Here is a 22,059-nt window from a genome sequence, read left to right on the forward strand (position 1 = left end):
GGAAAGGCTCATCGATGACCCGGGACAGTGTCGGGACGGTCGAGGACCTCCACGCGTCCGCCCGCAAGATCACCGGCATGGACGACTTCGGCGGCGACGAGTACCTGGACGGCCTGAAGGTGCTCCTGGAGTCCTATGCCGGGGAGGCCGGGCTGACCCCGCTCGGGAACAGGGCGCAGCGGGCGATGCTGCGCGGCGCCCTGGCCGCCCGGCAGTTCTCCGAAGCGGCATGGCGGCGGCATCCCGACCACGCGAACGTCTCGATCGAGCGGCCCATCTTCGTCACCGGCCTGCCGAGGACCGGCACCACCGCGCTGCACCGGCTGCTCACCGCCGACCCCGCCCACCAGGGCCTCGACCTGTGGCTCGCCGAGGTGCCGCAGCCGCGCCCGCCGCGGGGGACATGGGCGGACGACCCGGTCTTCCAGGCGATCGACGCCGGATACCGGCGCCACCACGTCGAGAACCCGGAGTTCATGGGCGTCCACTACATTTCCGCGGACTCGGTCGAGGAGTGCTGGCAGCTCCTGCGGCAGAGCATGCTGTCGATCTCCTTCGAATGCCTGGCGCACCTGCCGGCCTACTCGTCCTGGCTCGCCGGACAGGACTGGACGCCCGCCTACCGCAGGCACCGCCGCAACCTCCAGCTCATCGGCCTGAACGACGCCGGCCGGCGATGGGTGCTGAAGAACCCCAGCCACCTTTTCGCGCTGGACGCGCTCCTCGACGTCTACCCCGACGCGCTCATCGTCCAGACGCACCGGGCGCCCCGCACCGCGATGGCGTCCATGTGCAGCCTCGCCGCGCACGCCACCGCCGGATGGTCGGACGTGTTCACCGGCGCGACGGTCGGCCGCGACCAGCTCGACCTGTGGAGCCGCGGCCTGGAGCGGTTCCGCGCCGAGCGGGCCCGGCACGATCCCGCCCGGTTCGCGGACGTCCACTACGACGATTTCGTCCGCGACCCGATCGGCACGGTCGAGAGCGTCTACCGCCGTTTCGGCCTGCCGTTCACCGGCGAGGCCCGGACGGCGATGACGCGGCTGCACAACGAGAGCTCCACGGGCGCCGCCAAGCCGGCCCACCGGTACTCGCTCGAAGACTTCGGCCTCACCCCCGACCAGGTGGACGAACGGTTCGCCGACTACACGGCGAGCCTGCGGTAGGCGGGGGCATCTGACCCGCCTCGTGGAGCAGGCCGCGGGCCGTCCCGCGCTCCTGGACGCCGGCGTGTTTCCGCAGAGTGAGTACCGGGAAGCTGAATGTAGTCGGATGTGTCGTCGCGTCCGCCGAGGCGTCCTGCCCGGCCCGGTCTCCGCGGAGGCCGGTGCGCCGATGGCGGGCGGGAGCGGGGGAGTGCATCCGCCGGACGCCACACGTCGAAGCGAGCATGGGGGACGAGTCCGATGACGAAACCGCCGCCGACGCGGAGGAACCGCGCGAGTCTCGCCTACAAAGTGCGGTACGCGGCACAGCATCCGGACAAGATCAGAACGTATCTGTCCCGGATGGCGCGTGATCTGAAGTTCCGCGTGGCCAGCCGGGATCACGTGGCCTACTACCGGGCCGTGATGAGGTCCGACACCGCCAAGAACCCGGAGGCCGCCGTCGGGAGCCCCACGCATGAACGGTGGCTGGCGCTCGGCCAGATGCAGTTCGACTACCTGCTCAAACACGGTCTCAAGCCGGGCGACCGGGTGCTGGAGATCGGCTGCGGCAATCTCCGGGCCGGGTGGCGCCTCATCGACCATCTCGACCCCGGAAACTACTACGGCATCGACATCTCGCCCGACATCCTGCTCGCCGCGCAGCACACCCTCGTCCGGCAGAACCTGCAGGACAAGCTTCCGAATCTCACGCTCGTCGACGACCTGAAGCTGCGGTTCCTGCCGTCGCGCCACTTCACCGTCGTGCACGCGCACAGCGTGTTCAGCCATTCGCCCATCGAGGTCATCGACGAATGCCTCGCGAACGTCGGCCGCGTCCTCGCCCCCGACGGCTTCTTCGACTTCACGTTCGACCGCACCGAAGGGGCCGAGCACCACGTCCTGCGCGAGGACTTCTACTACCGCACCGAGACGCTGACCGGGCTCGCCGAACGCCACGGCCTCGCCGCCCACTTCATGGACGACTGGGAGCGGCTCCCGCACGGCCAATCCAAGATCCGCGTCACCCATCCCGAGACCTGACACCTCGGGACCCGCGCCGCCGAACTGGCGGCAGGCCCGGCGGGACGGCGGGAGCCGCTCGCGAACGCGTTCCGGCCGACCCGTCCCAGCAGGTCAGGACCCGGGGGGTGCCGAGGTCCCGGCCTCTTGCGCGGCGGCCTTCGCCGGGGCCGGGCGCGCCGCCTGGACGCGGCGGCGGAGGTTGCCGAACTGCCGGAGCTGCATGATGAAGTGCGCGGGCTCGCCGAGCAGCCGTCCCACGGAGCGGTCGAGCAGCGCCGGCTTGACGCGGCCGCGCGTCCGGATGACCAGCCGCGTCTCGCCGTCCGGCAGCGGCCGCAGGTGGAACGCCCAGATGCCGTCGGAGTACGCCTTGGGCATCGGGCCGCGCGGGTCGAACGGCTTGCCGGACGGGATCTCCAGGTCGGCGCGCAGCACGAGCGTCCTGGGCGGGTCGAGCATCGCCACCACGAAGTAGGACGCGCCGCCGGGCGTCGTGGGCACCCGGTCGCCGACCGCTGTGTCCTGCCATTCCGGGACGATGCGGTCCGCGCTCGGGTATCCCAGGTTGTCGAGCGTGTCCCAGCTGTACCAGCCGCCCCGTTCGTGCCCCATCTGGACCAGCCACTTCCAGACGTCCTCCGGCGGCGCGGGCAGCGTCGTCGCCATCGTCGACTGGGCGGTCGCAAGCTCGATCAGCTCGTCGCCCGGATACGTGGCGTCGGCCTCTTCCGATGTCGCTCCCCAGCGCAGCATGCGGGAATGGAACAGGGCGTACGCTCCGGCGGCCAGCACCGGCAGCGCGGCCCAGCGTACGGTTCTGGTGTTCATCTCTCCTCCTCAAAGCGACCGGCCGCCGAAGCGCCCGGGTTCCGGAAAGGTCAGGACGGGCCGACGACGGCCACCGGGCATTCCGCGTGATGGATCGCGCCGTGGCTGACCGACCCGAGCCGGGGCATTCCCCGGGGCCGGTCGTGCGTCCCGACGACCAGCAGGTCGGCCGTCCGCGACACCCGGGTCAGCGCGGCGACCGGATGCCCTCGCAGCACCTCGTCCACCACCTCGACCATCGGGTACCGCTCGCGCAGCGGGGCGTAGGTCTCGATGACCCGGGCCCGCTGCTCGTCGTTCATCCGTTCCTCGTCCACGCTGTAGCCGGACTGGGCGAGCGCGGCGGAGATCTGCCAGGCGTACACCACGCGCAGCCGCGCGCCGCGGACGGCGGCGGCGTCGAACGCGTAGTGCAGCGCGCCATCGGGCTCCGCGTCGAGGTCATGGCCCACCGCGACCTCGCCGTGGACGCCGTCTCCGCCGCGCACGATCACCAGGGGCACCGCCGACCGTCCGGCGAGGCGCAGGCACACCGAGCCGAGCGGCAGCCCGGCGAACCCGCCGTGCCCGCGATGCCCGAGGACCAGTTCGAACGCCTTCTCCGACTCGTCGCGCAGGGCCGTCACCGTCGAGTTGACGACGAGGGAGGTGGTCACCCGCACCTTGGGGTGGCGTTTGCGGACGCGTTCCTCGGTCTCGGCGAGGATGGCGCGTCCGGCCCGTGACACGGGTCCGGACCCCTCGGTGAAGCGGCGGACCTGGTACGGCCAGATCTCCGCCGCGTGGACGATGTGCAGGGGCCGGTGCCGCAGCCCCGCCTCCCCCGCGGCCCAGTCGACGGCGTCACCGGCGGGATCGGATCCGTCCGTTCCCACGACGATCGGTGCGGCCATGCTCCACCTCCCGCGTTCCACGGCTCCTTCCAGCCTCGGGAGGACGGGCCACCGGGTGCCAGGGCCGAAGGTCCATACCTCGCTGAACCCCAGGTCAGGGGGTGCGGCGGATGGCGACCACGGTGCCGCCGGGGAGGGAGCGCACGGTGAAGTGCGCGGCGGCGAACTGGGCGGGACGGAAGCGGATGTCCCGCCACGTCCACGCGTTCGGCCCGGCACGCAGGACGAACACGTCGATGCGGCCGTACCGGGTCCTGCCCGCGGCTCGGGCGAAGGTGTTCGGGTCGGAAACGGCGGCCAGCGCGGCCAGGGCGGCATGACGATCGTCCCAATGGCTCGTGCTGGACGCGGCCGTGCGGTCGACGGCGATGTAGCCGGGCCACGGCAGGTAGGCGAACAGCCGTTCGTCATAGGAGAGGGTGCGGGGCGCGGCGTCACGGCCGAGGACGGAGGTCACCGCCCGCCGGACCGGCTCGACGGGGAACCAGCGGACGGCGGGCTCGTCCGGCGCGTACCGCGGAAGGGTCCCGCCGGGACGCGGTTCGGTGTGCGCGAGTGTGGCGTAGCGGCGGGTCCCGCTCACGGCGGCGGTGCCGCCGGCCGGGGGCGTCCAGGCATCCCAGTAGGTGAACGCGGACCAGCCGATCAGCGCGGCGAGGGCGGTGGCGGCCACACCGGACGGAAGCGTGTCACGGGCCGCGAGCCGGCGCAGCAGGCCGGGCGCCGCCTGCACGACGGTGAGGACGCCGGCGATGGCGAGCAGCACCGTGATCATGCGGGCGGTGTGGTAGAAGAGGCCGGTGTGCCCGGTGAGGATGTACCGGGCGGCACCGAGCACCCGGTACAGGTACGCGCCGGCGACCAGCCAGAGCAGCGGCATGGCCCACCACATGGTGCGCCGGTACCAGACGAGGCCCAGCAGCCCGATCGTCTGGAGGACGCCCAGCGGGGTCGCGACCAGGAACGGGAACGGGTCGCCGGTGATGGCGGGGGCGGGGAACATGTCCGAGACCATCTGCCCGCCCTCGCTGACCAGCGTCCAGCCGTACGGCACCAGATACCAGGCCGCGGTCACGGCGGCGACCGCGACCACCTTGGCCAGGTACGTCAGGTAGCGGCGGCGGTCGCCGGACGTCCGCCAGGTCAGCCAGGCCAGGACGAGGATGCCCGCCGCGCCCCACAGCACGAAGCCCAGGTAGGTCGCCACGACGAGGCCGCCGAGGATCCCGGCGGGCAGCCAGTGCGGCCGCCCGCGCGGCGGGCGGCCGAACGTCGCCGCGACCCACGGGATGAACACGGCCAGCGCGACGACCTCGTGCGCCTTGCGCGGATCACCGAAGGCGACCAGCGCGACGGCGGCGATGGCGAGCGCGGCGGGCGCGGGCACCAGCCGGGTCCACAGCAGGAACGTCACCAGGACGGCCCCGGAGACCGTCAGGATCTGCGCGTCGCCGAGCACCCGCCAGGCATCGGCGCCGAGCAGCGCCGCCGCCCGTCCGGCCGCCCAGGGGAACAGCGGCGGATACTCGGTCGGCACCCCCGCGACGATGCCGTCCGAGGGGACCGCGGTGGCGCTGTAGCGGGTGACCATCGCGCTCATCCGGCCCTCGTCCCCGGTCAGCCCCGCGAACCCGAACGGGGTGCCGTGCAGGGAGTTGCGCAGGGCGAGCGCCACCCACGCGGCCAGCAGCCCGGCGGCCACCCCGGTGAGCGGCTCGGTCCGGGACGGGCCGAGCCACCGGTCGATCCGGACCGTGGCGAGCGCCAGCCCGGCGGCGAGCAGCAGCCCGCCGGCGGCGATCGGCAGCATCGCGCCCCGGGGACTGAACGGGCTCCGGTCGGCCAGCGCGGGCAGCAGCATCGCCACCGGGGTGGCCACCACCCACGTCACCAGCGCCACAACAGCGGGATGCCGCGCCGCCCGCACGCCGTATCGCCTCATGCCGGGCGGCTCGTCAACCGGTCTGGAGGATGCGGTCGGCGACCCGGCGGGCGGCCTTGCCGTCGTCCAGCTCGCAGAAGCGCCGGATGAACCGCTTGTACGGGACGGCGTACGCGCGTTCGACCTCGTCGATCGAACGGAGGGCCCCGATCACCTCGTCGGAGTTCTTCAGCAGCGGTCCGGGCGCCTCACGTTCGAAGTGGAAGTAGAAGCCCCGCAGCTCGTCGCGGTAATGCTCCAGGTCATAGGTGAAGAACAGCATGGGGCGTCCGGTGTTGGCGTAGTCGAACATGAGCGACGAATAGTCGGTCAGCAGGACGTCCGCGACCAGGAACAGTTCCGCGATGTCGGGATAGGCCGACACGTCGCGGACGAAGCCGCCCGCGACCTCCGGGACGGTATCGACCACATTGGGGTGCCGCCGGATCAGCAGCACGTGGTCGTCGCCGAGTTCGGCCGCCGCCCGCTCCAGGTCCAGTTGCAGGTCGAGCCGGTACTTGCCGGGGCCGTAGTAGCTGTCGTCCCGCCAGGTGGGCGCGTACAGGACGGCGCGCTTGCCCGGCGGCAGGCCGAGCCGCTCGCGGATCCGCTCCGCCTGCATGTCCCGGTCCGGGGAGGCGAGCATGTCGTTGCGCGGATACCCGGTCTCGATGATCTCGCCCTCGTAGCGGAACGCCCGGCGCAGGATCGGGGTGCTGAAGGCGTTCGGGGAGACCAGGCAGCTCCAGTTGCGGACCTCCTTGGCGACTTTCTCCAGATAGCGGGGGTTGGCGAACTGGACGTCCTCGATGTCGAACCCGATGCGCTTGAGCGGGGTGCCGTGCCAGGTCTGGACGACGACCTGACCGGGGCGGCGGACGAACCACTCGGGCAGATGCGCGTTCGTCACGATGTAGCGGCTGCGGGCCATGGCCTCGTACCATTCGGCCCCCCACAGCCGCACCGGACGCGCTGTCTCGGGCACTTCCACCTGCGCGTCGCGGACCAGCCACAGATGCTCCACCTCGGCGCCCCGCCGCACGAGTTCCTCGTGGATGGCGCGGGGGCTGTCGGAGTACTGCTTGCCGGAGTAGCTGTCGTAGAGCACCGCCGGGCGCAGGGACCGCAGCCGGCGCGGCGCCCGGTAGTGCCGGACGCGCGTCCGCAGCTGGCGGTACGCCCCGCGTTCGCCGGGCCGCAGGTCGGAGTGGGCCTCCACGATCGGCACGTCGTACCCCTGCTCCCGGAACACGTAGCGGCGGCCGTTCACCGTCGTCTCGACCGGCAGCCGGTCCAGTGCCGCGTGGTCCAGGGGGACGGCCAGGCTCTCCCCGGCCGGGACTGCCGGGGTCGCCGGCCGCCGGACGCGCACGTCCCACCTGCCCGCCGCCAGGGGCAGGACGCCGCCGAGCGAGACCAGCCGGCTCAACGGGAGTTCGGCGTGGAACCGCCCGTCCCGGCGGGACAGGGCGAACGCGCGCTCCTCGTTCCGGTCGCGGCTGCGCAGCACCAGTTCGGCCGGGTCCGGTGCGCCGGGCGGATACTCCCCGGCCAGCACCAGCGTCCCGTCCTGCTTCCAGGCCGCTTCGGTGATGACCGGCCGGGGCGTGCGGGCCTTCAGCCAGGCGTACCCGTGCGGAGATCGGTAGACGACGAACTCCTTGCCGGTGAAGGCGTACAGCCCTTCGGCGACGTCGTTGTCCAGTACCAGCCGGATCTCCTCCGGCTCGGTGGATCCCTCCGCGGCCGGATCGTCCGCCGCCGCGGCGTCGTCCGCCGCGGGATCGTCCACCCCTCCGGATGCGTCCCCCGCCATGGGGTCGCCCGCGACCTCGGTGATGTCCGCGGCTGCGAGATCGTCCGTGCCCGCGGAGGCTAGCGTGGCCGGGGACGGGTTCTCCGTGGGGGCTTGCCGGAGGCTCAGGTCGAGACGCCAGCCGAAGCCCTGGTCGGGTTCGGGGTCCGGGAGACGGTCGGCGACCTCGGCGTGGGCGGGCATGTCGTCGATCAGGTCGCGGAGCGGTATCCGCGCGCGGAAGCCTCCGGCGGACGCGGTGTCCGGGGTCACCGGGTAGCGGTCCAGCACCGTCCCGGCCCGTCTGCGCAGCACCAGCGCGGCGCCGTCCGGGACGCCGCCGCGGAGCGTGCCGCGGACCTCCAGGCAATCGCCGGCCATCCGGTGACCGGTGAGGCGCGCCCGCACCGTCTCCACCCGCAGCCGCAGCGTGCCGCCGTGAGTGACCAGCGGGACCACGCGCACGTCCTCGGTGACGTAGTGCCAGGGCGGGTGGGCGCCGCTGCCCGAGGACGCCGCGGTCGGCGCGGCGCGCCGCAGCACGCCGCGGTCGTACACCCCGGCCGCGAACAGCCAGGTCCCGTCGACGTACCGGCCGTCGCGCCGCAGCCGCTTCGGGTCGATCGTTCCGGAGAACCCCGACCACCGGTGGCTGCGGTGCGGGTCGCGTGAGACCTCGTCGGCGTCCGGGCAGCGCCGGGTCCATGCCGGGGCGACCCTGGTCGCGCCGCTACCCGGCTCCCGCATGGCGAGGACCTTGACCGACGACCAGGGGAACCGCGTCCCCATGTTGGCGATGTAGGCGTGGCCGGTGATGTGGAGTTTGCCCCGCCGCCACGTCACCGTGTGCACCTGGGCGCGGGCGGCCAGTTCCTCGCCGAGCCGGAACACCCGGCGGGGAACGCGCAGCCGGCGGTCCCCCCAAAAGGGATATTTCGCGTAATGGTGCCACAGCCGGCGGGTCACCGGAATTTTCGGCCTGCGGCGGTCGTACTCCAGTACCTGCAGCAGTTCCGGCACCATCCCGCGCTCGGCCAGATGCCATTTCAGACGCAACATGGCCGGCAGGCCGTCCAGTGCCGTACGGTCCGCCCCGGCGAGAAAACTCCGCGCCAGTTCGATGAAACGGGCCCGGAACTCGTCGTCGGCCTCGTCCAGCACGTTGATGAAGATCCGCAGATCGCTGCGCAGCGCCACCTCGTCGTATTTCCGCTTGCACGCGCGCACCTTCGGCTCCGGCCGCGAGCCCAGGAACCGGCTGACGGACTCCACCGCGGCGAACCGGTCGGTGACCGCGGCGAGCTCGGTGCGGCGCTGGGTGATCGACAGGGCGCCGCCGGCGCGCTGCCGCCAGTAGTAGACCGGCTCGCTCACCACATCGACGGACGAGGCGAGGAAATGCGCCGGCAGGGTCACCGGGATGTCCTCGTACAGGACGCCCTCGGGGAAGCGGAACCCGTGCTCGTCCCAGAACCGGCGGCGGAACACCTTGTTGGGCACCAGCCGGTCGTACAGCAGCAGGTGGTCGCGGGTGATGTGCGTGCGCAGCCGCGTCGTCCCCATCGGGCGGCGATGCATCGGCGACTGGACGAGCCCTTCTTCGGTCAGCAGCCGCACATTGCCCGAGACGATGTCGGAACCCGTCCGCTCCAGCGTTGCGGTGAGAAGCTCCAGCGCGTGGCCGGGCAGCACGTCATCGCTGTCGACGAACGCCAGGAACCGTCCGCGCACCGCGTCCGCCCCCACGTTGCGCGCCTGGCCGAGACCGCCGTTGGGCTGGCTGATCAGCCGGAACCGCGGATCCTCGCGGGAGAACGCCTCGGCTATCTCCGCGCTCGCGTCGGTGGAGCCGTCGTCGACCATCACGACGTCCAATTCCCGGATCGACTGCCGGGCGATCGAGGTCAGGCATTCCTCCAGGTACGGCTCGACATCGTGAATGGGCACGACGACACCGATATACGGCTCCTGCTCGGACGTCATCAACCCCGCCCTCCATCCGTTTCATGGTTCACCCGCCACGGATGCGGGCGCAGATAAACGAGTTGCTCCGAAGATCGTCTTATAGCGTCCGAGCCCACGTTAACCTGGCGCCTGCCAAAATTTGGGTGTGGATCGATGCTGGATTAGTCCATATTCGGTTCGGAATCGTCCATCCCGCCCGCCTCTCACGACGTGCCCGGCCTCGCCGCGCGTGATCGCCGGACCTGGAGACCCGGGTCTGCGGGCCGGGGGACCTTCGACTCTGTGGGCGCGCGACCCGGGAGGCGCACCATGGAGGTGTCGGGAGGTGCCGCCATGAACATCGCGAACGCCCTGGTACTCGCCCACCCCGGTTCCGGCTGGGGGCACATGGGGGGCAACGACTGGTCGGGCTGGATGTGGCTCTGGGGAACGATCATGATGCTGCTGTGGATCGCCGTGATCGGCGTGGCGGTGTGGCTCGTCATCCGGTTCGCGGGCCCGCGCCGCGACGACTCGCGGCGCGATGAGACGCGGCCCCAGGACGTGGCGGGAACGGAGAGCGCCCGCCGCATCCTCGCCGAGCGCTACGCACGCGGCGAGATCAGCAGCGAGGAGTACGACGAGCGCCTCGCCAAACTGCGCTGACACCCGGCCGCGTTCTGCCGGACGGGGGCCGTCGCCCGTCAGAGCGGGGTGCGGGCGACGCGGGCGGTGAGTTCCGCGCGGAGCCGGTCCCGGCACTCCCGGAGCCGCGCGCTGAGCCGGACGCTCCCGGTCTCCGGGGCGCGCAGCCTGGTGATCTCGCAGGGCAGGACGGCCTGGTCGGCGGCGCACCGCTCGCGTGCCACCCCGATCGGCTCGGCGGGGCCGACGCGGCGTCCGGCCTTCATGGCGGGGACGAGCAGCGGCTCCGTCCCGGCGGGCGCGGGCTCGTCGCGCAGCGCGACGAGATCCCCGTCCGGGCCGCGATGCACCTGTTTGGCGCCGGGCGCGCTGACCTTTCCCGTGGACAGCTTCATCACCGGCCGGTCCCCGTAGGCCACCAGCTTGTAGGCGCTGTCGGGGTAGGGGGCGTCGGCGGACACGCCCATCCTGGTTCCCACCCCGTAGACGTCGATCGGCGCCCCGGCGCGGGTCAGGTCCGCGATGCGGTGCTCGTCGAGCCCGCCGCTGGCCACGATGCGCGTCCGGGTCATGCCCGCCTCGTCCAGCATCCGGCGGGCCTGGACGGCGAGGGCGCCGAGGTCCCCCGAGTCGAGGCGGATCCCGGCCAGGTGCGGCAGCCCGGCCCGGCGTGCCGCGCGGATCGCGGCCTCGACGCCGGCGGGCGTGTCGTAGGTGTCGACCAGCAGCGTGCTCCGGTCGGGGAAGTCGGCGGTGAACGCGGCGAAGGCCGCGTCCTCGTCGGGGAACGCCTCGATGTAGGAGTGGGCCATGGTGCCGACCGCCGGGATGCCGTACCGCCGGGCGCCCTCGACGTTGCTGGTGCCGGCGAACCCGGCGATGTAGGAGGCGCGGGCGGCCGACAGCCCCGCCTCGATGCCCTGCGTCCGGCGGAAGGCGAAGTCGATCAGCTGGGCCCCGGCCGCCGCGCGCACGCACCGCGCGGCCTTGGTGGCGACCGTGGACTGGAAGGAGATGTGGTTCAGCAGGACGGTCTCCACGAGCTGGGCCTCCGCGATGGGCGCGGTGACCTCCAGGATCGGCTCGCCCGCGTACACGACGCGGCCCTCGGGCACCGCCAGCACGTCACCGGTGAACCGGAGCCGTTCCAGGGCCCGGAGCGTGTCGTCGTCGAATCCCTGCTCGTCCGCCAGATAGCCGAGATCGTCCGGGGCGAAGCGGTAGTCCTCCAGGAACGACAGGCAGTCGGCCAGCCCGCAGGAGATCAGGTAACCCCGGTCGGGCGGCATCTTCCGGACGAAGAGGCTGAAGGTCGCCGGCCCGCTCATCCCGCGCCGCAGGTAGCTCGCCGCCATCGTCAGCTCGTACAGGTCGGTCAGGAGTCCGCCGGCCATGTGCTCCTTCCCCCTTCGCCTCGGAGAGACAGGGACTGCGCCCCTCGCGGGCCGCCCGGGGTGCCGGGGCGAATCGGCCCCGCTGGAACGACCTTCCCGCTGCCCGCCGGTCGTATCGGGCAGAGCCCAAGGTTCCGGAAGACCGCGCCGCCGGCCCGGATGAAGCCGGCCCGCAACCGCCCGGCCGGGCCGCCGTCCGGCCGTGAGACCACCGCGCGTCTCCCGGTAAATGTCTGGACATCATCGGCAGGAGCCAGCGATATGCCTGGTGGGAACGGTTTTACGGCTTGAAGATCGCATCATCCTCGCCCTTGCCATGACCCCCGAAATGTACGTACATTCGACGGGTCAAGCCAATCTCCCCCGTGGAGGACGCGGCCATGATCGAAGTCGTGCCGATCCCGACGCCGTCGCTGGGCGACCGCAGCTATCTGGTCCATGACGGGGAGGCGGCCCTGGTCGTCGACCCGCAGCGGGACATCGACCGCGTACTCTCGCTGGCCGGTGAGCGGGGCGTGCGCATCACCCACGTCGCCGAGACCCACATGCACAACGACTACGTCACCGGGGGACTGGCGCTCGCACGGGCCACGGGGGCCGGCTATCTGGTGAACGCCGCCGAACCCGTGCGTTTCGAGCGCACGCCCGTCGGGGACGGTGACACCGTGCAGGTCGGCGCCATGCTGGTGCGGGTCGTCGCGACGCCCGGTCACACGTTCGGGCACCTCTCGTACGTACTGGAGGACGCGGGCGAGGCGCGCGGTGTCTTCACCGGCGGATCCCTGCTGTACGGGACCACCGGCCGGACCGACCTGCTCGGCCCCGACCACACCGGCGCCCTGGCACACGCGCAATGGGCGTCCGCCCACCGGCTGGCCGCGGAACTGCCCGACGATGCCGCGATCTACCCCACGCACGGCTTCGGCAGCTTCTGCTCCGCCACCCAGGCCGCGGCGGACTCCTCCACCATCGGCCGGGAGAGGCGGTTCAACCCCGCGCTGACGCTCGACGAGCGGGACTACGTCGAGCTGCTGCTCGCCGGGCTGGACGCCTGGCCCGCCTACTACGCCCACATGGGTCCGTCCAACCTGGCCGGTCCGTCCGGCCCCGACCTGTCGCCGCCCCGGCGGGCCGACGCGGCCGAGCTGCGGCGGCGGATCGACGCCGGGGAATGGGTGGTCGACCTGCGTGACCGGGTGGCCTTCTCCGCCGGTCACGTGCCCGGGTCGTTCTGCTTCACCCTGGGCGACAGCTTCGCCACCTATCTCGGCTGGCTGATCCCCTGGGGCACGCCGGTGACCCTGCTGGGCGAGACACCGGACCAGGTGGCGCGGGCACAGCGGCAACTGGTCCGCATCGGCATCGACCGTCCCGCCGCCGCGGCCACCGGACGCGCCGAGGACTGGGCGGACGGCCGGCCGCTCGCGGCACTGCCCCTGGCCGCCTTCGCCGACCTCGCCGCGGCCCTGCGCGCCCCCGGCGGCGACCGGCCCGTGGTGCTGGACGTCCGGCGGAACGCGGAGTGGGCGGACGGCCATGTCGCCGGCGCCGTGCACATCCCGCTGCACGACCTGCCGGACCGCGCCGACGAGATCCCTCCAGGACACGTCTGGGTCTACTGCCGGACGGGCTACCGGTCCACGGTGGCGGCCTCCCTGCTGGCCGCCCGCGGACGGCTCGTGACCGGCATCGACGACCTGTTCGACAACGCGGAGTCCGCCGGGCTGTCTTTGACCCGGCCCGCACAGAAAGAGGTTCCACAGTGAGCGCACCGAAACCGTCTTCCCGTCACCATGAAGTGATCATCGTCGGCGGCGGGACCGCCGGCATCACCGTGGCCGCCCGCCTGCGCCGTGCCGGTGTGGACGACATCGCCGTCGTGGAGCCCTCGGCCAACCACTACTACCAGCCGCTGTGGACGCTGGTCGGCGGCGGCAGGGCCACGGCGTCCGCGTCCATGCGGCCGGAGGCCAAGGTCATTCCCGGTGGAGTGACGTGGGTACGCGAGGCCGCGGCCGAGGTCGATCCCGACGCGCAGACCGTGACCACGGCCTCCGGTGAGGTGCTGCACTACGGCCATCTGGTGATGGCGCCCGGAAACCAGCTCGACTTCGACAAGGTGGCCGGGCTCACCGAGACGCTGGGCCGCAACGGCGTCTCCAGCAACTACCGCTACGACCTCGCCCCGCGCACCTGGGACTTCATCCGCGACCTGAGCGGCGGCACCGCGCTGTTCACCATGCCCGCCGGGCCGGTCAAGTGCGCGGGCGCCCCGCAGAAGATCGCCTATCTGGCCGCCGACTGGTGGCGCACCCGGCATGTCCTGGACGACATCAGGATCATTCTCGTCCTGCCCACCGCCGCCATGTTCAGCCAGCCCGACTGGGCGAAGGTGCTGGTGGGCATCGCAGCCGACTACGGCATCGAGGTCCGCAGGGAGTCCCAGCTCGTCGAGGTGGACGGGGACGCGAAGCGCGCGGTGATCTCCGACGCGGCCACCGGCACGAAGGACACCATCGACTACGACGTCCTGCACGCCACGCCGCCCCAGAGCGCCCCGGACTGGGTCAAGGGCTCCCCGCTCGCCGACCCGGCGAGCCCCTTCGGCTACGTGCAGGTGGACCAGTACACGCTGCAGAGCCCGAACTGGCCCAACGTGTTCGCGCTCGGCGACGTCGCGAACCTGCCCACCTCCAAGACGGGGGCGGCCATCCGCAAGCAGGCGCCCGTCGTCGTGGCCAACCTGCTCGCGGCCATGCGCGGCGGGACGCCCGAAGGCCGCTACGACGGATACACCTCGTGCCCGCTGGTCACCGCCCGCAACAGGATGCTGCTCGCCGAGTTCGACTACGACCTCAAGCCGGCGCCGAGCATCCCGTTCATCGACACCATGAAGCCGCGCTACGACATGTGGCTGCTCAAGCGCTACGGCCTCCCGGCCATGTACTGGCACCTCATGCTGCACGGCCGGATGTGACCGGCGTGGCACGCGAGGCCCTTGAGGGGGAGACCTGTGGCCGACGATGAGACGAGTGGGGCGGACGCCCCGCTGATCCAGACCGGGGCCGTGGACGGTGAGCCGCGCCGGTGGCTCAAACTCATCGACCAGACCCGCTGCATCGGCTGCCACGCCTGCACGACGGCGTGCAAGTCGGAGAACGAGGTGCCGCTGTCGGTCACCCGCACCTACGTCAAGAACGTCGACGTGGGGACGTTCCCGCAGGCGCGGCGGGCGTTCCAGGTGACGCGCTGCAACCAGTGCGAGGACGCCCCATGCGTGGCGGCCTGTCCCACCAGCGCGATGTACACCCGTCCCGACGGCATCGTCGACTTCGACAAGGACGCCTGCATCGGCTGCAAGGCGTGCATGGCCGCGTGCCCGTACGACGCGATCTTCATCAATCCCGAGGACAACTCGGCGGAGAAGTGCAACCTGTGCTCCCACCGCATCGACTCCGGGCTGGAGCCCGCCTGCGTCGTGGTCTGCCCGACACAGGCGATCCTCGTGGGCCAGTTCGACGATCCGGGGTCGGAGGCCGCCCGGATGGTCGCGCGGGAGCCGGTCGCCGTGCGCCGCCCGGAGAAGGGCACCCGGCCGAAGCTGTTCTACCGGGGCGCGACACAGGCGACCCTCGACCCGCTGGCGGCGCGACGCCCGGACGGTGACACGTTCGCGTGGAGCGAGATCCAGGACGGGCCCGGACAGGTCGCCTCCGGCCACCCCGGCACCGGCAACAGCAGCGCGGCGGCCCTGCTGTCCTACGACATCGGCCACCGGATGCCGTGGGACTGGCGGGTCAGCCTCTACACCTGGACGAAGGGCGTCGCCGCGGGCTCCTATCTCGTCGCGACGCTGCTCGCGGCGACCGGGCGGCTGCCCTGGGACGGCACCCTGACGGCCTGGGCGGCCCCGCTGCTCGCGGCGGTGTTCCTCGCGCTCACCGCCGGGCTGCTGATCTGGGACCTGGAGCACCCGGCACGGTTCGTCTACATCCTGACCCGCCCGCAGTGGCGGAGCTGGCTCGTCCGCGGCGGGATCATCCTGACCGGGTACGCGGGCGCCCTCGGACTGCACCTGCTCGCGGGGCCGCTCGGCGGCGGCGATGCGATGCGGGTGGCGGTCGCGGTGCCCGGCGTCCCGCTGGCCGTGCTCGCCGCCGTGTACACCGCCTACCTGTTCGCGCAGGCCAAGGCGCGCGACCTGTGGCAGAACCCGCTGCTGCCCGCGCACCTGCTCGTCCAGGCGGGCGTGGCCGGGGCGGCGGCGCTGCTGCCGGTTGCCGCGTGGACGCAGCCGGACGCGGTGCCCCCGCTCGGCTGGACGCTGGCCGCCACCGCCGGGGCGCACGCGCTCATGGCCGCCGGCGAGGTGACGCTCGCCCACCCCACCGAACACGCCCGGCTCGCCGTCAAGGCCATGACACGTGGCCGCTACGCGCGGCCGTTCTGGATCGGTCTGGCCCTGACCACCGCCGGCCTGGCCGCTCCCGTGGCCGGCGCCTGGGTGGCACCGCTGGCCCTGGCGGGGCTCGTCGCCTACGAGCACGCCTACGTCCAGGCCGGCCAGTCCGTACCGCTCGCATGAGGCCACGTGAATGAAGATCGCGGGGCGAGGAGGACCGATGCCGGGACTTGAAGAGATCGCCGCTCGCGTCAGTGCGGCGCGGCAGGACACGGCGGCGCGCGGGGAGACGTTCTATCCGGGCGCCAGCCGGGTGCACCTGGCCGCGTTCCCGCCGAAGGAGCGCTGGGACGACTGGGTCGAGCTGGACGCGCGGCGCCGCGAGCACCGGTCCATGCTCGTGCCCACGACCTGTTTCAACTGCGAGTCCGCCTGCGGCCTGCTGGCCTATGTCGACCGCGAGACGCTGACCGTCCGCAAGTTCGAGGGCAACCCGGAGCACCCCGGGTCGCGGGGCCGCAACTGCGCCAAGGGGCCCGCGACGCTCAACCAGGTCACCGACCCCGACCGCATCCTCGCCCCGCTCAAGCGCGCCGGCGCCCGCGGCGAGGGCCGCTGGACGCAGGTGAGCTGGGACGAGGCGCTGGACGACATCGCCGCCCGGATCCGCGCAGCGATCACCGGGGGGCGGCCCAACGAGGTCATGTACCACGTCGGCCGGCCGGGCGAGGACGGCTTCACCGAGCGGGTCCTGGCGAGCTGGGGCGTGGACGGCCACAACTCCCACACCAACGTGTGCTCGTCCGGTGCCCGCGCCGGCTACCACTTCTGGACGGGCATCGACCGGCCCAGCCCCGACCACGCGGGCGCCGACGTCATCCTGCTGATCAGCTCGCATCTGGAGGCCGGGCACTACTTCAACCCGCACGCGCAGCGCGTCATGGACGCCAAGGCCCGCGGCGCGACCCTCATCGTCTTCGACACCCGCCTGTCCAACACCGCCACCCACGCCGACCACTGGATCGCGCCGCAGCCGGGCTCGGAGGCGGCGATCCTGCTGGCGATCGCGCGCCATCTCATCGCGACCGGCCGCCACGACCGGGAGTTCGTGCGGCGCTGGTGGAACTGGCGCGAGTACCTGGCCGCCGAGCACCCGGGGGAGGAGGCGACGTTCGAGCGGTTCGAGCGGATCCTGGGCGAGCTGTACGCGGAGTACACCTTCGAGTTCGCCGCCGCGGAGTCGGGTGTGGCCGCGTCCGTCATCGCCCGGATCGCCGAGGCCGTCGCGGGCGCGGGCACGCGGCTGTCCACCCACAACTGGCGGTCGGCGGCGGCCGGGAACCTCGGCGGCTGGCAGGTCTCGCGGTGCCTGTTCCTGCTCAACTGCCTGCTCGGCGCGGTCGCCACCGAAGGCGGAACCCACCCCAACGCCTGGAACAAGTTCGTGCCCCGCCCGATCCACATGCCGGGGCACCCCACCACGTGGAACGAGCTGACCTGGCCGGTGGAGTACCCGCTGGCGCTGAACGAACTGTCGTTCCTGCTGCCCCACTTCCTCAAGGAGGGCCGCGGCCGGCTGGAGGTGTACTTCAGCCGCGTCTACAACCCGGTGTGGACCAACCCCGACGGGCTGAGCTGGGTGGAGGCGCTGACCGACACCGACCTGGTCGGCCTGCACGCCGCCCTCACCCCGACCTGGAACGAGACAGCCTACTTCGCCGACTACATCCTTCCCATGGGCGTCGGCTCCGAGCGCCACGACGTCCACTCCTACGAGCAGTACGACGGCCAGTGGATCGGCTTCCGGCAGCCGGTGCTGCGCGCCGCCCGCGCCCGGCTCGGCGAGACGGTCACCGACACCCGCGACGTCAACCCCGGGCAGGTGTGGGAGGAGAACGAGTTCTGGACGGAGCTGTCCTGGCGGATCGACCCGGACGGCTCCCTCGGCATCCGGCGGCACCACGAGTCCGCCGCCCGTCCCGGCGAGAAGCTGACGGTCGACGAGTACTACGGCCACATGTTCGAGCACTCGGTGCCCGGCCTGCCCGAGGCCGCGGCGGCCGAGGGCCGCACCCCGCTGGAGTACATGCGCCGGTACGGCGCGTTCGAGATCCGCTCCGGCGTGGGGCCGGTACACGAGGAGGAGGTCCCCGCCGGCGTCCTCGACGGTGCCGTGGACGACGCGTTCGGCCGCGTGTACTCGCCGGTGCCGCCGGTGCCCGGACCCAACATCGTCCCGGTCGCCACACCCGAGCCCGACGCCGAGGGCCGCCGGCCGGTGGGGGTTCGCGTGGACGGCGTCGTCCGGCGCGGCTTCCCGACGCCCAGCGGCCGGCTCGAGTTCTACTCCCGGACGCTGGCCGAGTGGGGCTGGCCGGAGCACGCGCTGCCCGGCTACATCCGCAGCCACGTCCACCCGTCGGCGCTGGAACCCGGGCAGAAGGTGCTCATCTCCACGTTCCGGCTGCCGACGCAGATCCACACGCGCGGCGCCAACGCCAAGTGGCTGAACGAACTGGCGCACACCAACCCGCTGTGGATCCATCCGGACGACGCCGCGCCGCTCGGTGTCGCGATGGGCGACCTGGTCCGCGTCGAGACCGAGATCGGTCACTTCGTGCTCAAGGCGTGGGTCACCGAGGGCATCCGGCCGGGCGTCGTCGCCTGCAGCCACCACATGGGGCGCTGGAAGCCCGCCGGCCACACCGACGGCGGGCCACGCCAGGTCGCCGCCACCGTCGACCTCGCCAAGGCCGGGGACCGGTGGTCGATGCACCGGCGCCGGGGAGTGGAGCCGTACGGGTCGGCCGACCCCGACACCCGCCGCATCTGGTGGGGGGACGTCGGCGTGCACCAGAACCTGACCTTCCCCGTCCAGCCCGACCCGATCTCCGGCCAGCACTGCTGGCACCAGGCCGTCCGTGTTCGCCCGGCCGGACCCGGCGACGCCTACGGCGACATCGCCGTCGACACCGCCAAGGCCCACGCCGCCTACCGCAGATGGCTGGCCAGGACGCGGGACGCCACCGCCCACTCACCCGACGGCACCCGGCGCCCCTACTGGCTGATGCGCCCGCTCAAACCGTCCCGGGACGCCTACCTGCTCGCGGAGGAGCCCGCCGATGGCCCTCTCACCTGAGCTGTTCCGCGCGCTCGGCGCGCTGTGCGAGCCCCCCGACCCGGCACACGCCCGGCTCACCGAGGCGCTCGGCCTGCCCGGCGGCGCCGACGCGGAGGCCCACACCGCGGTTTTCGTCCTCCAGCTCGTCCCCTACGCCTCCGTCTACCTCGGGCCGGACGGGATGCTCGGCGGCCGGGCCGCGGAGCGGATCGCCGGGTTCTGGCGGGCCCTGCGGCTGCGGCCGCCCGCCGAACCCGACCATCTGGCGGCGCTGCTCGGCCTGTACGCCTCGCTCGCCGAACACGAATACGCCGAGGCCGAGCCCGCCCGGCGCCTGATGTGGCGGCACGCGCGCCGGACGCTGCTGGCGGAGCACCTGCTGACCTGGGTCCCGCCGTACGCCCAGGCGGTGGCCGCCACCGCGCCCGGCTTCCACGCCGCCTGGGCCCGGCTGCTGACCGGCGCGCTGGCGGCCGAGGCGCAGGAACTGGCCGCGCCGCCTTCCGCCGCGCACCTGCGGGACGTCCCCGGCCCGCCCCGCCCCGGAGACGAGACGTTCGTGCGCGCGCTCCTGGCCCCGGCGCGCAGCGGCCTGATCCTCACCCGCGCCGACCTGGCGCGGGGGGCGCGGGAGACCGGGCTCGGACCGCGGGCCGGAGAGCGCGCGTTCGTCCTGCGCTCGCTCATCGACCAGGATCCCGCCGCCGCGTTCGGCTGGCTCGCGGCCGAGGCCGCCGGCTGGCGGAAACGGCATGACTCGGCCCCGCCCGGCGTTCCCGCCGGGCACTGGGCCGACCGCGCGGAGTCCACCCGCCGCGCCCTGACCGACCTCCACCACGCAGCGATGGAGATGACCCATGTCTCATGAGACCGACACAGCCCACCTGCCCGTCACCGAGGACGACGTCCGGCGGATCGTCCGCGAGGAGGTCCAGCGGGCGTTCAAGGAGGATCCGTCCACCCGCAAGGCCGCCTTCGCGGCCTCCAAGGGGACGCTCGACTGGGCCTACCCGCCGCTGATCCTGGGCAGTTCCGCGGCCGCCGTCGGCATGGACACCACGATCTTCTTCACTCTCTACGGGCTCAACATCGTCCACCGGGACTTCGCCCGCAAGCTCAAGATCGACCCGGTCGGCAACCCCGCCATGCCGATGCCGGTGCGGATCCCCGACATCGTCTCCGCGCTCCCGGGCATGGTGCCCATGGCGTCGGCCATGATGCGCGCCAAGTTCGCGAAGAACAACATCGCCGCCATCGGCGAACTGCTGGACACCGCCCGGGAGGCCGGCGTCCGGCTGGTCGCCTGCCAGATGAGCGCCGACGTCTTCGGGTACACCCAGGACGACTTCGTCGACGGAGTCGAGTTCGCCGGGGCCACCGCCTTCATGGCGGAGGCCCGCCGCGCCCACGTGACCATGTTCATCTAGGAGGGACCATGGACGTCATAGAAGACCGGCTCGTCGACGCCCGCGACCTCATGTGCCCCATGCCGGTGATGGCGGCGACCAAGGCCATGCGCGGGCTCCGGCCCGGCCAGGTCGTCAAGGTCCTGGCCACCGACCGGGGCTCGCTCGGCGACATCCCCGCCTGGGCCGAGGCCAACGACGACGAGGTCCTGGAGTCGGGGGAGGAGGACGGCGTGTTCTACTTCTACGTGCGGAAGGCCGAGTGAGCGCCGACCCGTCCGGCCGTTCGGAGGCCGAGGACGCGGCGTCCCAGGAGCCGCCCGAAGGCGAACCGGACGCCCGGTTCACCTTCGCCAACGAGCGGACCTTCCTCGCCTGGAACCGCACGGCGCTCGCGCTGATCGTCGCCGGGCTCGCCATCGTCCAGCTGCTGCCGCCGTTCACCGGGGTGCCCGCGGGACGGCACATGCTCGCCGTCCCGCTCATCGTCTTCGGCGCCCTGGTGTCCATCGGCAGCTTCGTCGAATGGGGCCGCAACCAGCGGGCCCTGCGCCGGGGCGAGCCGCTGCCGCGCTCCCCGCTGCCCCGCGTCCTGTCGATCACCGTGGCGGTGCTGGCCTTCGTGGCGGTGGTGGTCGTCCTGCTGTCGGCGGTGCTGGAATGACACGGGAGGACATGGAGGACCTCGATCCCGGCCTGGCCCGGGAGCGCACCGAGCTGGCCTGGATCCGCACCGCCATCTCGTTCGGGGCGCTGGGCGGGGTCGTGCTCAAGTGGTCCCCCGTCGCCGGGGCGGTCATCCTGGGCATGAGCGCACTGGTCTACCTTCTCGGCCGCCTGGTGCGCCCGGCCGGCCGCGAGGGCACGGCCGAGCACCGCGGCGCCCTCCTGCTGATGACCATCGCCGTGACCGTGGTGGCCCTGACCGCCCTCACCACGATCTTCGTCACCCCGGGCGGCCGGCTCCCCCTGCCGTAGACCGGATAAATCCCACTTCCCTGGTCAAGCTCATAGGCCCCACTCGCCACCTTTCGGGTGCCGTTAGGAAAGCGTTAAAAATGGCGGTACAGGTGCTAAGAGCTCGTCAAGTTCGGCCGAATCTCCCCGAATAGGCGCTTTACTCCATGGAGTCCTGGAAGGAGCCGGGGCGTGAGATGCGCTGGGAGGCGGCGTTGGAGCGGCTGGAGTCGGCTGCCTGGTCGCTGGCGGGGGGTGCGTTGTGCGCGTTCGTGATCGCGGTCGTGCTCAAGAACATGCCCTGGCCGGTGGGGTTCGTGATCGCGGCGGCGTCCGTGGTCGGCTGGTCACTGGCCGCCCCACCCGTCGTCGGCGCGGTTCTCGGCGTTGTGGCCTGGGCGTTCGTGACCGGTTTCGACGTCGTCGGGTCCGGTGACCTGGTGGTCCGCGGGCCGTGGGACCTCGCCCGGCTGCTGGCCCTGGTCGGCGCCGGTACGGTCGCCGGGGCGGTGGGTACACGGATGCGCCGCACATCGGCCCCATGAAGATCGCCTCCACGGCCTCGCCACGGACGGACGTGAC

Annotated in this window: 18 protein-coding genes; 13 read left to right on the forward strand and 5 right to left on the reverse strand. The window is 72.4% G+C overall.

The genetic code is table 11. The annotated features are described in order from the left end of the window. The first annotated feature begins 14 nt into the window (after positions 1 to 14). Together AF1_RS11705 and AF1_RS11710 are read left to right on the forward strand one after the other, a co-directional pair. The gene (locus AF1_RS11705) at positions 15 to 1,166 is read left to right on the forward strand and encodes a sulfotransferase family protein (protein WP_067796542.1); all 1,152 of its coding nucleotides are present in this window, start codon (positions 15 to 17) and stop codon (positions 1,164 to 1,166) included. Between the two features lie 240 nt (positions 1,167 to 1,406). Next, on the forward strand, positions 1,407 to 2,189 hold the full coding sequence (locus tag AF1_RS11710; protein WP_067796545.1) for a class I SAM-dependent methyltransferase: 783 nt from the start codon (positions 1,407 to 1,409) through the stop codon (positions 2,187 to 2,189). A 93-nt stretch (positions 2,190 to 2,282) separates the two neighbouring features. Here AF1_RS11710 and AF1_RS11715 read toward each other — a convergent pair whose 3' ends face one another. The 4 genes from AF1_RS11715 to AF1_RS36790 all read right to left on the reverse strand — a co-directional run bounded on the left by AF1_RS11715 (position 2,283) and on the right by AF1_RS36790 (position 9,591). Further along, positions 2,283 to 2,999 (reverse strand): SRPBCC family protein, encoded by a 717-nt coding sequence (locus tag AF1_RS11715; protein WP_131732555.1) that lies wholly within the window; start codon positions 2,997 to 2,999, stop codon positions 2,283 to 2,285. A gap of 50 nt (positions 3,000 to 3,049) precedes the next feature. Then, positions 3,050 to 3,892, reverse strand: a complete 843-nt coding sequence (locus tag AF1_RS11720) for a universal stress protein (protein ID WP_067796548.1) — start codon at positions 3,890 to 3,892, stop codon at positions 3,050 to 3,052. Positions 3,893 to 3,986: 94 nt separating this feature from the next. Then, positions 3,987 to 5,834 (reverse strand): arabinofuranosyltransferase, encoded by a 1,848-nt coding sequence (locus tag AF1_RS11725; RefSeq protein WP_084262792.1) that lies wholly within the window; start codon positions 5,832 to 5,834, stop codon positions 3,987 to 3,989. A gap of 13 nt (positions 5,835 to 5,847) precedes the next feature. Continuing rightward, positions 5,848 to 9,591, reverse strand: coding sequence for a bifunctional glycosyltransferase/CDP-glycerol:glycerophosphate glycerophosphotransferase (locus tag AF1_RS36790; protein ID WP_067796554.1), 3,744 nt, complete (start codon positions 9,589 to 9,591; stop codon positions 5,848 to 5,850). A 315-nt stretch (positions 9,592 to 9,906) separates the two neighbouring features. Between AF1_RS36790 and AF1_RS11735 the strand changes: the two genes are divergently transcribed. Next, the gene (locus AF1_RS11735; protein ID WP_067796558.1) at positions 9,907 to 10,218 is read left to right on the forward strand and encodes an SHOCT domain-containing protein; all 312 of its coding nucleotides are present in this window, start codon (positions 9,907 to 9,909) and stop codon (positions 10,216 to 10,218) included. Between the two features lie 38 nt (positions 10,219 to 10,256). Here AF1_RS11735 and AF1_RS11740 read toward each other — a convergent pair whose 3' ends face one another. Continuing rightward, entirely contained in the window at positions 10,257 to 11,591 is a 1,335-nt protein-coding gene (locus AF1_RS11740) for a nicotinate phosphoribosyltransferase (protein WP_067796561.1), read from the reverse strand. Positions 11,592 to 11,971: 380 nt separating this feature from the next. On the opposite strand from AF1_RS11740, the gene AF1_RS11745 reads away from it, so the two are divergent. The 10 genes from AF1_RS11745 to AF1_RS34245 all read left to right on the forward strand — a co-directional run bounded on the left by AF1_RS11745 (position 11,972) and on the right by AF1_RS34245 (position 22,022). Beyond that, on the forward strand, positions 11,972 to 13,357 hold the full coding sequence (locus AF1_RS11745; RefSeq protein WP_067796605.1) for an MBL fold metallo-hydrolase: 1,386 nt from the start codon (positions 11,972 to 11,974) through the stop codon (positions 13,355 to 13,357). Then, on the forward strand, positions 13,354 to 14,568 hold the full coding sequence (locus AF1_RS11750; protein ID WP_067796564.1) for an NAD(P)/FAD-dependent oxidoreductase: 1,215 nt from the start codon (positions 13,354 to 13,356) through the stop codon (positions 14,566 to 14,568). The genes AF1_RS11745 and AF1_RS11750 overlap by 4 nt, the downstream gene beginning before the upstream one ends. 36 nt (positions 14,569 to 14,604) lie before the next feature. After that, complete coding sequence (locus AF1_RS11755; protein ID WP_067796567.1) at positions 14,605 to 16,176, forward strand: 4Fe-4S dicluster domain-containing protein; 1,572 nt, start codon at positions 14,605 to 14,607, stop codon at positions 16,174 to 16,176. Positions 16,177 to 16,213: 37 nt separating this feature from the next. Beyond that, positions 16,214 to 19,132: a molybdopterin dinucleotide binding domain-containing protein gene (locus AF1_RS36795; protein ID WP_131732554.1), complete on the forward strand. Its 2,919-nt coding sequence runs from the start codon at positions 16,214 to 16,216 to the stop codon at positions 19,130 to 19,132. Continuing rightward, positions 19,116 to 19,982, forward strand: a complete 867-nt coding sequence (locus AF1_RS36800; RefSeq protein WP_067796570.1) for a TorD/DmsD family molecular chaperone — start codon at positions 19,116 to 19,118, stop codon at positions 19,980 to 19,982. The genes AF1_RS36795 and AF1_RS36800 overlap by 17 nt, the downstream gene beginning before the upstream one ends. After that, a complete protein-coding gene (locus AF1_RS11770) occupies positions 19,972 to 20,541 on the forward strand; it encodes a DsrE/DsrF/DrsH-like family protein (protein WP_084262794.1) in 570 nt (189 codons plus the stop codon). Before AF1_RS36800 ends, AF1_RS11770 begins: the two co-directional genes overlap by 11 nt. 8 nt (positions 20,542 to 20,549) lie before the next feature. Beyond that, a complete protein-coding gene (locus tag AF1_RS11775) occupies positions 20,550 to 20,786 on the forward strand; it encodes a sulfurtransferase TusA family protein (RefSeq protein ID WP_067796573.1) in 237 nt (78 codons plus the stop codon). Continuing rightward, on the forward strand, positions 20,783 to 21,184 hold the full coding sequence (locus tag AF1_RS11780) for a YidH family protein (protein ID WP_084262795.1): 402 nt from the start codon (positions 20,783 to 20,785) through the stop codon (positions 21,182 to 21,184). Before AF1_RS11775 ends, AF1_RS11780 begins: the two co-directional genes overlap by 4 nt. After that, a complete protein-coding gene (locus AF1_RS11785; RefSeq protein WP_084262796.1) occupies positions 21,181 to 21,498 on the forward strand; it encodes a DUF202 domain-containing protein in 318 nt (105 codons plus the stop codon). The genes AF1_RS11780 and AF1_RS11785 overlap by 4 nt, the downstream gene beginning before the upstream one ends. Positions 21,499 to 21,644: 146 nt before the next feature. Continuing rightward, positions 21,645 to 22,022 carry a hypothetical protein gene (locus tag AF1_RS34245; protein WP_131732553.1) on the forward strand — a complete coding sequence of 126 codons (378 nt, stop codon included), beginning with the start codon at positions 21,645 to 21,647 and terminating at the stop codon, positions 22,020 to 22,022. Positions 22,023 to 22,059 lie beyond the last annotated feature (37 nt).

The organism is Actinomadura formosensis NBRC 14204 (genome assembly GCF_001552155.1).
GTDB classification, from domain to species: Bacteria; Actinomycetota; Actinomycetes; order Streptosporangiales; family Streptosporangiaceae; genus Spirillospora; species Spirillospora formosensis.